The sequence below is a fragment of the Bradyrhizobium sp. genome (genome assembly GCF_035309285.1).
In the GTDB taxonomy this organism is placed as follows: domain Bacteria; phylum Pseudomonadota; class Alphaproteobacteria; order Rhizobiales; family Xanthobacteraceae; genus Bradyrhizobium.
In genome coordinates this window covers 1-12,840 of the sequence record NZ_DATGFH010000165.1, presented here as the reverse complement: position 1 = coordinate 12,840, position 12,840 = coordinate 1, and the positions used below count along the sequence as shown (strand labels likewise).

The following is a 12,840-nucleotide window of genomic DNA, read 5'->3' as shown; positions in this document are numbered from 1 at the left end:
CATCTATGCGGTCCCCGAGGCCTATCATGCGGCCGGGCTCGACACCGAGGTCCTCGCGGCCTTCGGGCTCGCGAGCGCCGCGCCCGATCTCGATCGCTGGCGCGTCATCAACGAGCGCATCCGCAATCCGGAAGGCGCCGTCACCATCGCGGTGGTCGGCAAGTACACGGGGCTCAAGGACGCCTACAAGTCGCTGATCGAGGCGCTGTCCCACGGCGGCATCGCCAACAAGGTCAAGGTCGACCTCGACTGGATCGAGAGCGAGGTGTTCGAACGCGAAGACCCGACGCCGTTCCTGGAGCACGTCAACGGCATCCTGGTGCCGGGCGGCTTCGGCCAGCGCGGCGCGGAGGGCAAGATCAAGGCGGCGCAGTTTGCGCGCGAGCGCAACGTGCCGTATTTCGGCATCTGCTTCGGCATGCAGATGGCGGTGATCGAAGCCGCGCGCAATCTCGTCGGCATCGAGAAGGCCAATTCCACCGAGTTCGGGCCGACGAAGGAGCCGCTGGTGGGCTTGATGACGGAATGGCTGCGCGGCAACGAATTGGAACGGCGCTCCAAGAGCGGCGATCTCGGCGGCACCATGCGGCTCGGCGCCTATCCCGCCATCCTCAAGCGCGGCAGCCGCGTGTCCGAGGTCTATGGCGGCGCGACCGAGATTTCAGAGCGGCACCGCCACCGCTACGAGGTCAACACGGCGTACAAGGATCGGCTCGAGCAGCATGGGCTGAAATTTTCGGGAATGTCGCCCGATGGCGTGTTGCCGGAGATCGTCGAATACGAGGATCATCCGTGGTTCATCGGGGTGCAATTCCATCCCGAGCTGAAGTCGCGCCCCTTCGAGCCGCATCCGTTGTTCGCGTCCTTCATCCAGGCCGCGATGGTGCAGAGCCGGCTGGTGTAGCCTGCTTTTGTCAGCCTTTGACGACGACGCGGTTTGTTGCGACAACACGCTCCCTTAACCGCAAGAACAAGAGCAAAGGGAGTGTCCATGATCTACGAAATGCGCGTCTATCGCTGCGTGCCCGGCCGCCTGCCGGCGCTTTTGAAGCGCTTTGACACCATCACGCTGAAATTGTGGGAGAAGCACGGCATCAAGCAGGCCGGCTTCTTCACCACGCTGATCGGCGAATCCAACCAGGAGCTGACCTACTTCGTGGCCTGGGAGTCGCTCGCCGAGCGCGAGAAGAAATGGACCGCATTCCAGAACGACAAGGAATGGATCACCGCACGCGCGCAGACCGAGGCGGACGGCCAGATCGTCGCCAATATCGTGAGCCAGCTTCTGGTGCCGACGGCGTTCTCCGCCGTGAAGTGACGGACCGTCACGCTACGCCGCCGGCTGCAACTCTGACATTCGCTGTTCCGAAACGGGGTTGATCCGGCGGCTTGCCTCGTTATGGTCGCGGCGAAAGCGAGGGTTTTGTTTGTGAACGCCGCCCCATCCGCCGCACCGGTCGTTGCCCTCGGGCAGGTCCAATTCGGCAATGATTTGCCGATTTCGATCATCGCAGGCCCGTGTCAGCTCGAGAGCCGGGCGCATGCGCTCGAGGTCGCGAGCGCACTGAAGGAGATCGCGGGCCGGCTCGGGATAGGGCTCGTCTACAAAACTTCGTTCGACAAGGCCAACCGCACCAGTGCGTCAGCCGCGCGCGGTTTGGGCTTGAAGCAATCGCTGCCGATCTTTGCCGAGATCCGTGCCTCGCTAGGTCTGCCGGTGCTGACCGACATCCATGAAGCTGCGCAATGCGCCGAGGTCGCGCAAGCTGTCGACGTCTTGCAGATTCCGGCGTTCCTGTGCCGGCAGACCGATCTTCTGCTGGCGGCGGCCGCAACCGGCAAGACCGTGAACGTCAAGAAGGGACAGTTCCTTGCGCCCTGGGATATGACCAATGTCGTTGCCAAGATCACCGGCTGCGGCAACCGCAATGTGCTGGTGACCGAGCGCGGCGCGTCCTTTGGCTACAACACGCTGGTCTCGGACATGAGGAGCTTGCCGATACTGGCGCGCACCACCGGCGCGCCTGTGATCTTCGATGCCACCCATTCGGTGCAGCAGCCGGGCGGGAAGGGGACTGCGTCGGGCGGCGAGCGCGAATTCGTCCCCGTGCTGGCGCGCGCTGCGGTTGCGGTCGGCGTAGCCGGCGTCTTTATCGAGACGCATCCCGATCCCGATCGTGCGCCCTCCGACGGGCCGAACATGGTGCCGCTCCGCGAGTTCGAGGGATTGGTGCGGCACCTGATGGCCTTCGACGCGATCGCCAAAGGCAAAGCGTCCTGATGCATCGGATCGTGGTGCCTGCGGATGCGGCGGCGCGGCCAGAGGTCGAGGCTTAGGCTCCGAAAGTAGAAATCCGCGCGAGCAGCTCGTTGCGCACGTGTTCGACGACGGCAGCGTAACTGTGCGTCTCGTCCTGCCGGAACAGGCGGACGGTCGGATACCAGGGGCTGTCGTCGCGCCCGGCAAGCCAGCGCCAGTCGCCGACATGGGGCAGCATCACCCAGGTCTCGCGTCCGAGCGTCCCGGCAAGATGCGCGATGCTGGTGCACACGGTGATCACGAGATCGAGGCTTGCAATCAGCGCAGCCGTCTCGGCGAAATCGGTCAGGCCCACGGTCAAGTCGATGATGTCGGTGTGGCCCTCAAGAAATGCCTTGTCGTCTGCCCTAAGATCCTTCTGGAGACTGACGAAGGTCGCATCGCAATCGAAAAGCGGCGCGAGCGTCCGGAGCGGCATCGAGCGGCGCCGGTCATTGCCTTGCTTGGGATTGCCCGACCAGGCAAGGCCGACGCGCAGCCGGTCGTGGGCGCCGAGCCGGGCCTTCCAGGCCTGTACCTTCTCTGACGGAAGCGGCGGCAGGTATGAAGCGGGCGGGATCGTGTCAAGGGTAGTGCCGAACGCCAACGGCAGGCTCATGATCGGGCAGTGCATGTCGAAGGGCGGGAATTGCCGCGTGCCGAACGGCAGGCAGGCCGAGACTCCGGGCAGGCCGGACAAGAGCGGACAGAGGCCGCCCTGGACGACCAGCACGACGTTGGCGCCGCGCGCCGCGAGCAGCGGCACATAGCGCGCGAATTGCACGGCGTCGCCAATCCCCTCGTCGGTGCAGACCAGGATGGTCTTGTCGTTGATGTCTTCGTTGCCGAGCCATTTCGGCTCCGCGAATTTCGGATAGTCCGGCGAGAAGTCCGAAACCTTCCACCGCGCCTCCCGCTCGATCCAGCCGGCGTCAAAATTTCCGGTCTGCAGGTGCAGATGTGCGAGCTGCCAGGCGCTCCTTGCATCGTCCGGATCGAGCGCCTTCACGCCCGCATAGGCTGCAATCGCCTCATCGAAGCGATGCAGTTGGTACAATGCCAGCCCCTTGTTGGCGAGCACCGCGACCTGATCCGGACGAAGAAGCAGCGCGCGCTCGAACCATTCGAGCCCTTCCCGGGTTCGATCGAGCCCGAGCAGGGCGTCGCCGATATTGTTGCAGACAAGAAGATCATCGGGCGTCTGCTCATGCAGGCGCTGGTAGTCCTGCAAGCACTCGTCATGCCGCTTCAGGGCGCGCAGCGTGCGGGCGCGATAGAGCAAGGTCGGCGCGTGATCGTCCTGCCATTGATGGCACAGGTTGAAATAGGTGAGCGCCTCCTCGAACCGCTCGAGCTGGTGCAGTAGCACGCCGCTCCAATACGCTGCCTCGAAGTGACGCGGGTCGAGCTTGAGCACCTGTTGATAAACGACGAGCGCATCGGCGGGCCGGCTGAGCGCCACGAGCGCGCCCGCGAGCTGTTTCCACAGCTCGGCATCGTCCGGGGCGAGCTGCACCGCCTTGTCGAAGACCGCCAGCGCGTCGTCGGGCCGACCGGCCTGCTTCAGCGTGAGGCCCAGCGCCGACAGATATTCGGGCCTGGGCTCCTGCCGGATGGCGCGCGACAGCCATTCGACCGCATGGTCGTATTGCCCGGTCTGCAATGCGATCAGTCCCATGAGCTGCAGGCTGTCGGCGTGCGAGGGATCGATCGCGAACGCCTGCTCGCAGCAAAGCTGCGCGTCGAGATGCCGGCCCGCCTTGAGATGTTCCAAGCCAGCCTGATAGGGCGCGAGAGGCGTCGGTGGCGCCGTCGCAAGAGGATTGGTGGCAGGACTTTCGGCGGCCGCCTCGGCGTCGCGACGGATCATCAGGCGCGCATCAACTTGGATCGAACGCCAACCCTTAAGCGATTCTGCGCTTTCCCGGAAGGAACCGCCTAACCTCGCCCGCGATAGGGCGCGACGCCCTGGTCCGGAACCCAGAGCCCCTTCGGCAGCTTTCCAGCTTGCCAGAACACGTCGATCGGAATCCCGCCGCGTGGATACCAGTAGCCGCCAATGCGGAGCCATTTCGGCTTGATCTCGGCCGTGATCCGCTTGCCGATCATGACCGTGCAGTCCTCGTGGAAGGCGCCATGATTGCGGAAGCTTGCGACATAAAGCTTGAGCGACTTCGATTCCAGGAGCCATCGATCGGGGGCGTAGTCGATCACAAGATGCGCGAAGTCCGGCTGACCCGTCACGGGGCAGATCGAGGTGAATTCAGGTACGGTGAAGCGCACCAGATAATCGGTATCCCCTTGTGGATTGGGGACGCGGTCAATTTGGGCCGCTTCCGGCCTGTGCGGCCATTCCACGGCGCGGCCGAGCTGCAATTCGCCGGACCTTGTTGGTTTATCGGGCTTTCGCGACATGACGTTCTCCGCTCGTCGTCTTAGCCAATGATCCCAGGCCCGTCACGCGACCTTTTCCGCTTCCGAATGGGCTTTGCGGCTTTGGATGCCGCGATCGATTCTGTGCAGCGCGGCAAATTATCAGCCATGCGCACGGCGCTTGAGACGGATGTCTACGCCCTAGGTCGCAAAACAGACCCCTACAACGACCGACGAAAAGAGGGCATGCTGGCCTGACAACAAACCGATCGATCCTGCAATCGACGGCCAACAAAGGACGGGGGAAACCGGGATGAGCACGGACGTATCCGTACAGACTCGCGCAGCCGCAATTCTTGCACGCCTTGATCGACTTCCAGCCACGCGGAACGTATGGCGGCTGATCGCGCTGCTTTCGCTCGGCGGCATGTTCGAGCTCTACGACCTCTTCATGACGGCCTATGTGATCCCCGGCCTGATGAAGGCTGGATTGCTCGCCAACGTGAAGGTCAGCATCTTCGCTGGCCCCGCCTTGTTCGTTGCCGCGACATTCTTCGGCCTGTTCATCGGAACCTTGTTCTTCGGCTACTTCGCCGACAAGTACGGGCGACGCACAATCTTCACCTACTCGATGCTGTGGTACAGCGCCGCGACGCTGGTGATGGCCTTCCAGACCAGCGGCCTTGGCGTGGCGCTGTGGCGATTGATCGCCGGCATCGGTATCGGCGTGGAACTGGTCACCATCGATACCTACCTCTCGGAGCTCGTGCCGAAATCGATGCGCGGCCGCGCATTCGCCTTCAACCAGGCTGTGCAGTTTTGTGTCGTGCCGATCGTGGCCTTCATCTCCTACCTGCTGGTTCCCATCAGCCCCTTTGGTGTTGACGGCTGGCGATGGGTGGTGCTGATCGGCTCGACCGGCGCGCTCATCGTGTGGTTCATCCGCCGCGCTGTCCCCGAAAGCCCGCGCTGGCTGATCAATCAGGGGCGGCTCGATGAGGCCGACGCCGTGACGTCATCGATCGAGGCGAAGGTGCTTGCCGACCTCGATGGCAAGGCGTTGCCCGTACCCGCAAGCCATGCGGTGGAAGAGATTCAGCCCAAGGGCCGCTTTGCCGAGGTCTTCGAACCGCGCTATCGCGGCCGCACCGTGATGCTGATGATCTTCCAGTTCTTCCAGACTTTCGGCTACTACGGCTTCGCCGCCTGGGTGCCGACACTGATTGCCCAGCAGACCGGCATCAATCTGGGTGCAAGCCTGCTCTATTCGTTCATCATTGCCTGCGCCAACCCCTTCGGTCCGTTGCTGGCGATGAGTTTTGCCGACAAATTCGAGCGCAAATGGCAGGTGGTGGGCGCAGCGATTTGCATCGGGGTGTTCGGCATGCTGTTTGCGTACCAGAAAACGATGGCGCTCCTGATCCTGTTCGGCATATTGATCACGCTGTCGAACAACGTGCTGTCCTACTCGTTCCACAACTACCAGAGCGAGCTGTTTCCGGCGCGCATCCGCGCCCGCGCGGTCGGTTTCACCTACTCGTTCAGCCGGATCAGCACGGTGTTTGCGAGCTTCATTATCGGCTTCATGCTGCAGACCGCGGGCAGCAAGGGTGTGTTTGGCCTGATCGCGGTGGCGATGCTGATCGTGGTCGTCTCGATCGGAGGATGGGGACCACGCACGCTTGACCTGGAGCTCGAGGAGATTTCGCGGTAATCGGAGAAGACGGTCCCATCAGTGGTTTGATCGGCCGCGCCGGGCCAGCCTCGGCGCGGCCGTGTGCATGATGGGGACTGAAGGTGGAATCGCATGGCCGCAACTGACGACGTCTGCGTTCGCGTGCTCGTGCCAACGGGCGCACTCGGATTTGGCATTCGTAGCGACGAGGTCGATGCGGGGCTTGCTCTGGCGCCGCATGCGATTGCGGTCGACGCTGGCTCGACCGACAGTGGTCCCGCCTATTTGGCAACCGGCCGGACCAAGTATGCGCGCGGGTCCATCAAGCGCGACCTGTCGATCCTTATAGCGGCGCGAAGGCGGGCCGGCATTCCCCTGTTGATCGGCTCCTGCGGTACGTCTGGATGCGACATGGCGGTCGACCAGACGCTGGAGATCGTGCTGGAAGTCGCACGCGAGCAGGGGGACGCTCCGAGGATCGCGGTCATCTATTCCGAGCAGAGCGCCAAGGATCTCAAGGCCCGGAACGCATCCGGCATGGTGACGCCGCTGGCGCCTGCTGCTCAGCTGAATGATCACGATCTCGATGTCTGCACGCATATCGTCGCGCTTCTGGGGCCGGAGCCTTACATCGAGGCTCTCGCTTCCGGCGCCGACATCGTGCTCGGCGGCCGCACCACTGACACGGCGGTGCTCGCCGCCGTGCCCTTGATGCGGGGAGCGGATGTGGCGGCAGCTTGGCATGCCGCCAAGGTCGCCGAATGTGGCGGGCTATGCACGGTCAACCCGACCAGTCCGGGTGTGATGATGAGCGTCGACCGCCATGGCTTCACGATCGAGCCGCTATCGGCGCAGAACCGTTGCACGCCGGAGACCGTATCGGCGCACATGCTGTACGAGAACAGCGATCCGTTTCGGCTGGTGGAACCTGGTGGCGTGCTTGACGTCACCGACGCGGAGTATGTCGCCATCGATGATCGGCGCGTACGCGTCACCGGATCGCGGTGGGAGAGGCGGCCCTACACCATGAAGCTGGAAGGGGCCGGCGGCGGCCCGTTCCAGACCATCATGCTGATCGGGATCGAGGATCCGGCCGTGCTCGTGGATGTGGACTCCTTCGTCATGCGCATGGAGCGGGCGCTACGCGAGCGCGTATCCCGCACACTCGGCACCGATGCGGACATCGATCTGTCGCTTCGCCCCTATGGCTGGAACGCCGTGTCCGGACGGCCGGTGGATGCAGGAGCCGCACCGCCGCGCGAGATCTGCCTGATGTTTGTCGCGACCGCACCGACGCAGGCCATGGCGACTGAGGTCGCGCGGATCTGCAATCCGCTGTTCTTCCATTTTCCGGCGCATGAGGGCAGCGAATTGCCGAGCTACGCCTTCCCGTTCTCGCCCGCCGAAATCGAGCGGGGACAGGTGTTCGCGTTTCACCTCAACCACGTGGTGCACACGGCCTCACCCTTTGAACTGGCGCGCACCCGCTGGGTCGATGGTCCGCCCGCGCTCGGAAAAGTCGCCAATGCCCAGGCTCGCTGACGTCTGCCGCTACGTCCGCTCCAAGAATGCCGGTCCGTTCTGGGTCACGGTGGACTTGTTTTTCGACAGCGCCGACAACTATGCGCAGTATCACAGCGACCCCGCGATCTCGGCCGAGAAGATTGCCGCGATCTACGGCGTCGATGCAGCGCTGGTGAAACGGTTCGAAGTCAAGTCGCTGAACATGGTCAAGATTTCATACCCGCGCATGACGCCCCAGGGCGGGGTGCACGAACGCGACATGCATGGCGGCCAGCAATTCGTTCCGCTGCTCGGATTGCAGCTTCGCCGCAATCGGTAGGGTCACTATCTTCCTGCGAGCCCGATATCTCGGCCTCACTCACCGAGCCTTTCCTGCTCCGCTGCGTTGCGGTAGAAGCGGCCCCGACCCGCCACCCCATCCTTCAAAGAGGGCACTCATGACCGCCATTGTCGACATCATAGGCCGCGAAATCCTGGACAGCCGGGGCAATCCCACCGTCGAGGTCGATGTGGTGCTGGAAGATGGCTCGGTCGGCCGTGCGGCGGTGCCCTCGGGGGCGTCCACCGGCGCGCACGAGGCCGTCGAGCTCCGTGACGGCGACAAGTCGCGCTATCTCGGCAAGGGCGTGCGCAAGGCGGTCGAGGCTGTGAATGGCGAGATTTTCGAGGCGCTGGCTGACCAGCCGGTCGAGGACCAGATCCAGATCGACCAGATCATGATCGATCTTGACGGCACGCCGAACAAGAGCCGGCTGGGCGCTAACGCGATCCTCGGCGTGTCGCTCGCCTGCGCCAAGGCCGCGGCCGAATCCTTCGACATGCCGCTCTACCGCTATGTCGGCGGCACCGCCGCGCGGACGCTGCCGGTGCCGATGATGAACATCGTCAATGGCGGCGTGCACGCCGACAACCCGATCGTCTTCCAGGAGTTCATGATCCTGCCGGTCGGGGCTGCGACCTTCGCCGAAGCGCTGCGTTGCGGCTCGGAGATCTTCCACACGCTGCGCGCCGAACTGAAGAAGGCCGGCCACAACACCAATGTCGGCGATGAGGGCGGTTTTGCCCCGAACCTCCCATCGGCGGATGCCGCGCTCGACTTCGTCATGGCTGCGATCGGCAAGGCGGGCTACAAGGCGGGAGGCGACGTGATGGTCGGCCTCGACTGCGCCGCGACCGAGTTCTTCAAGGACGGCAACTATGTCTATGGCGGCGAGAACAAGACCCGCTCGCGCTCCGAGCAGGCGAAGTATCTCGCCGATCTCGCGTCGCGCTATCCGATCGTCTCCATCGAGGACGGCATGAGCGAAGACGACATGGAGGGCTGGAAGGAACTGACTGATCTGATCGGTGGCAAATGCCAGCTCGTCGGCGACGATCTTTTCGTCACCAATGTGAAGCGGCTCTCGGACGGCATCAAGAACGGCCGCGCCAACTCGATCCTGGTCAAGGTCAACCAGATCGGCACCTTGACGGAGACGCTCGCCGCAATCGAGATGGCTTACAAGGCCGGCTACACCGCCGTGATGTCGCACCGCTCCGGCGAGACCGAGGATTCCACCATCGCCGACCTCGCGGTCGCGACCAATTGCGGCCAGATCAAGACGGGCTCGCTCGCGCGTTCCGATCGCACCGCCAAGTACAATCAGTTGCTGCGCATCGAGCAGCAGCTCGGCAAGCAGGCGAAATATGCCGGGAAAGGCGCGCTGAAGGCGCTCGGCTGAACACAGCCGCTGGTTGTTTTTCGAAATCAAGGAGAGCGCGAAGTTCCTCGCGCGGAACTGCAACAGCGTCCGCGACTGCGTTCAAAAAAACTTCCGCAAGGAACTCTCGCGCTCTTAAGATCAACGTAACACCTCGCGAACAACGTCTCCAGAAGGGACGGAGTCTTTCGCGTGGCAACACTCTTCGATGTTCAGGGCCTTGGTGCGCTGTCCGAATGGAACGGACAATTCTCGAGTCCTTCTGCGTTTCAAGCCTTTCAAACCATCGCGGCGCTCGGATCGAACTCGGTCGAGCTGACTGTCCGCATCTGGACCCAGACAGGAACAAGCAACACGGTCATCGCCGATCCGGACAAGACCGAAAGCGACGCGAGCCTGCTTGCATCGTTTAAGGCGGCCGAGGCGGACGGCCTGTCGGTGGTGTTCAAGCCCAATCTTTCGCCGCTTGATGGCTCGCCAGGGTATGCCTTGGCGCCGACAGATGTCGCGGCCTTCTTTGCATCCTACAAGGCGGAGATCGTTCACCTTGCGACCATTGCGCAGGAAGGTGGGGTCACGACGTTTGCGATCGGCAACGAGATGCAAAGTCTGTCCGGCGCGCAATATCTGCCGTACTGGACCGACATCATCAATTCGGTTCGGCAGGTCTATCACGGCCAGTTGACCTACGCCGCCGCGACCGATGAAGCCTACAAGGTGTCGTTCTGGAATGAGCTCGACACCATCGGGGTCAACACCTATCCGCCGCTGACCACCGCCGAGCATCCGACCGTGCAGCAGTTGGTCGATGCCTGGCACCAGGTGCCGACCGATCCCTATTGGGCGGCCGTGTTCGAGCACCAATCGCCGGTCGATTTCCTGCACTCATTGTCTGAGCAATACGGCAAGCCGGTGCTGATGACCGAGGTCGGCTACCGCAGCATGGACGGCACCGCGATCGAGCCGGGGGCCTGGAACAACAACGGCACGCCCGATCCGAATGCGCAAGCCGACGCCTTCAAGGCCTTCTTTCAGGTCTGGACCACGGCGGGCGGAAGCTGGCTGCAGGGCGCCGAAATCTGGCAGTGGGACCTCAACAATCAATACACGCCCACCGGCTATTCGCCGATGGGAAAGCCGGCCGCGGCCGTGATCGCCCAATATTTTCACGGCGATGGTGGCGCAAGCGCCAACTTCGCAAATGGAACGGTCGACAACGCGGATGGCACGCGCGACGTCTACACGACAGGAATCGTCGGCGAGAGCTACGCCTCCGAGCATGATGTCATCGGCGCCAACGGTTACACCACCCTGATCGAGCGTTTCTTTGCCGATGGCACGCTCGCCTTCACGCAAGCCCTCAACAACGACAGCTCTGTGGTTCAGGCGCAATACGACACGAGCGGCCATCTCGCGCAGTTTGCCATCGACTACGCCAACGGAACATTCGATCAGTTGACGTTCGACGCATCAGGCAATGAGACCGGAGAAATCATCCGCCATGTCGACGGCTCGCGTGACATCTATGTCTACGAGATTGCCGGTCAGGCCTATACTTCGGAGCACGTGGTCACCGACGCATCGGGGCAGAGCACCCTGATCGATCAATATCGCACCGACGGATCCTTGCTCTTGCAGCAGACAGTCGATGCGAGCGGCGTCAAGACCATCGATCAGTACGACGACTCCGGTCATCTGGCCGAAAAGACCGTAGTGCAGACGGACGGCTCGTATGTGCAATCGACCCACGCCGCCGACGGCTCGCTGAGCAGCGAAACGTTGCGGCATGCCGACGGCTCGCGCGACATCTACAGCTACAACATTGTCGGTCAGGCCTATACGTCGGAACATGTGGTCAACGATCCCTCCGGCCACAGCATCCTGATCGATCAATATCGCGCCGACGGATCGTTGTTTCTGGAGCAGACCGTCGCCGCAGATAGCGTCAAGACCGTCGATCAATATGATGATTCAGGTCACCTCGCGCAGCAGATGGTGATGCAGACCGACGGCACCTACGTGCAGTCGAACTTCGGGTCGGACGGCACGTTGTTGTCGCAGACCACGCGCAATCTCGACGGCAGCCGCGATGTCGATACCTACGGGATCACCGGTCAATCCTATTCGGCGCGCCACGATATGATCAGCGCGACCGGCTACACGCTCTCGACGACATTCGACAACACCGATGGTTCGCACACCCAGGTCGCGAATGCGCCAGGCGTAACCATCACGGCTCCGGCCGGCAATGACGTCATCAACAGCGCAGGCGGGGACAATTTTGTGTTCAAGGAAGCCCCGACCCAGGCCGTCATCAACAATTTCCAGACCGGAGAAGCGCCGGGCCATGATGTGATCGAAATCTCCGCGGCGCTGGTCCCGGACCCCGCGCATGTCGCGGTCGAGGTCGTCGGTCACGACACCGTCATTGAGCTAGGCCAGCACGGCTCGATCACGCTCGCAGGCGTCACGGCGCCATTGACGCCGCACGACATATTGATCGTCTGAACATTGATCGGGCGACCGGGCGAGTCGTCCGCCCATCGCCCTTGTCTCTCTCCTTCAACGCGCCTAAGTGATCGGCGACCCAATCGAAGCCGTCACAGGAAGTAGGGGAGGAGATCAACATGGCATCCCAGGGAACGAGCGGCCTGCAACTTCGGTCGCTGATCAAGAAGAGCGGCGAGCTCGAGATTTCGCTGTTGAATGTGCCAATATCCGAGCCTGGCCCCGACGAGGTCGTGGTTCGCGTCGAGGCGACGCCGATCAATCCCAGTGATCTCGGGCTTCTGACGGGCGCCGCCGACCTGTCGACTGCGAAGGCTTCCGGCACGAAGGAGTCCCCGGTCGTCACCGCCAAGGTGCCGGAAGCGGCGATGAAGGCCATGGCCGGAAGGCTCGACGAATCCATGCCGGTCGGCAATGAAGGCGCGGGCGTTGTGATCAAGACCGGCTCGTCGGACGCTGCGAAAGCGCTGATGGGCAGGACCGTCTCGATGATCGGTGGCGCCATGTACGCGCAGTATCGGTGCCTCCGCGTCAACGAATGCATGCCGCTGCCGGCAGGGACGACCGCGTCCGAAGGCGCGTCCTGGTTCGTCAATCCGCTGACCGCGCTCGGCATGACCGAGACCATGCGCCGTGAAGGCCACAAGGCGCTGGTGCACACCGCGGCCGCTTCCAACCTCGGTCAGATGCTGAACAAGATCTGCATCAAGGACGGCATCGGCCTCGTCAACATCGTGCGCAGCCGGGAGCAGGCCGATCTG

The 12,840-nt window shown here is 63.0% G+C and carries 11 protein-coding genes; 9 read left to right on the top strand and 2 right to left on the bottom strand.

The features are described from left to right. The 3 genes from VKR55_RS29240 to kdsA all read left to right on the top strand — a co-directional run. On the top strand, positions 1–904 hold a 904-nt coding region (locus VKR55_RS29240; RefSeq protein WP_324408873.1), incomplete at its 5' end, for a CTP synthase. A gap of 87 nt (positions 905–991) precedes the next feature. Next, positions 992–1,318, top strand: coding sequence for an NIPSNAP family protein (locus VKR55_RS29235; RefSeq protein ID WP_324408872.1), 327 nt, complete (start codon positions 992–994; stop codon positions 1,316–1,318). An 81-nt stretch (positions 1,319–1,399) separates the two neighbouring features. Beyond that, positions 1,400–2,281 (top strand): 3-deoxy-8-phosphooctulonate synthase, encoded by an 882-nt coding sequence (gene kdsA, locus VKR55_RS29230; RefSeq protein WP_414642484.1) that lies wholly within the window; start codon positions 1,400–1,402, stop codon positions 2,279–2,281. A 52-nt stretch (positions 2,282–2,333) separates the two neighbouring features. Here the strand turns inward: kdsA and VKR55_RS29225 are convergent, their stop codons facing one another. After that, complete coding sequence (locus tag VKR55_RS29225) at positions 2,334–4,169, bottom strand: tetratricopeptide repeat protein (protein ID WP_324408870.1); 1,836 nt, start codon at positions 4,167–4,169, stop codon at positions 2,334–2,336. Between the two features lie 68 nt (positions 4,170–4,237). Further along, positions 4,238–4,714 (bottom strand): preQ(1) synthase, encoded by a 477-nt coding sequence (queF, locus tag VKR55_RS29220; RefSeq protein WP_324408869.1) that lies wholly within the window; start codon positions 4,712–4,714, stop codon positions 4,238–4,240. 271 nt (positions 4,715–4,985) lie between these two features. Here queF and VKR55_RS29215 point away from each other — a divergent pair, with 271 nt between their 5' ends. The 6 genes from VKR55_RS29215 to VKR55_RS29190 all read left to right on the top strand — a co-directional run. Further along, positions 4,986–6,386 (top strand): MFS transporter, encoded by a 1,401-nt coding sequence (locus tag VKR55_RS29215; RefSeq protein WP_324408868.1) that lies wholly within the window; start codon positions 4,986–4,988, stop codon positions 6,384–6,386. A 93-nt stretch (positions 6,387–6,479) separates the two neighbouring features. Further along, positions 6,480–7,889 (top strand): acyclic terpene utilization AtuA family protein, encoded by a 1,410-nt coding sequence (locus VKR55_RS29210; protein WP_324408867.1) that lies wholly within the window; start codon positions 6,480–6,482, stop codon positions 7,887–7,889. Beyond that, complete coding sequence (locus tag VKR55_RS29205; RefSeq protein ID WP_324408866.1) at positions 7,873–8,190, top strand: DUF4387 domain-containing protein; 318 nt, start codon at positions 7,873–7,875, stop codon at positions 8,188–8,190. Before VKR55_RS29210 ends, VKR55_RS29205 begins: the two co-directional genes overlap by 17 nt. 118 nt (positions 8,191–8,308) lie before the next feature. After that, entirely contained in the window at positions 8,309–9,592 is a 1,284-nt protein-coding gene (gene eno / locus VKR55_RS29200; protein ID WP_324408865.1) for a phosphopyruvate hydratase, read from the top strand. Between the two features lie 171 nt (positions 9,593–9,763). Next, positions 9,764–12,079 carry a glycoside hydrolase family 113 gene (locus tag VKR55_RS29195; RefSeq protein WP_324408864.1) on the top strand — a complete coding sequence of 772 codons (2,316 nt, stop codon included), beginning with the start codon at positions 9,764–9,766 and terminating at the stop codon, positions 12,077–12,079. Positions 12,080–12,198: 119 nt separating this feature from the next. Next, positions 12,199–12,840, top strand: a 642-nt coding sequence (locus VKR55_RS29190) for an alcohol dehydrogenase catalytic domain-containing protein (protein ID WP_414642483.1), incomplete at its 3' end; no start/stop codon positions are given.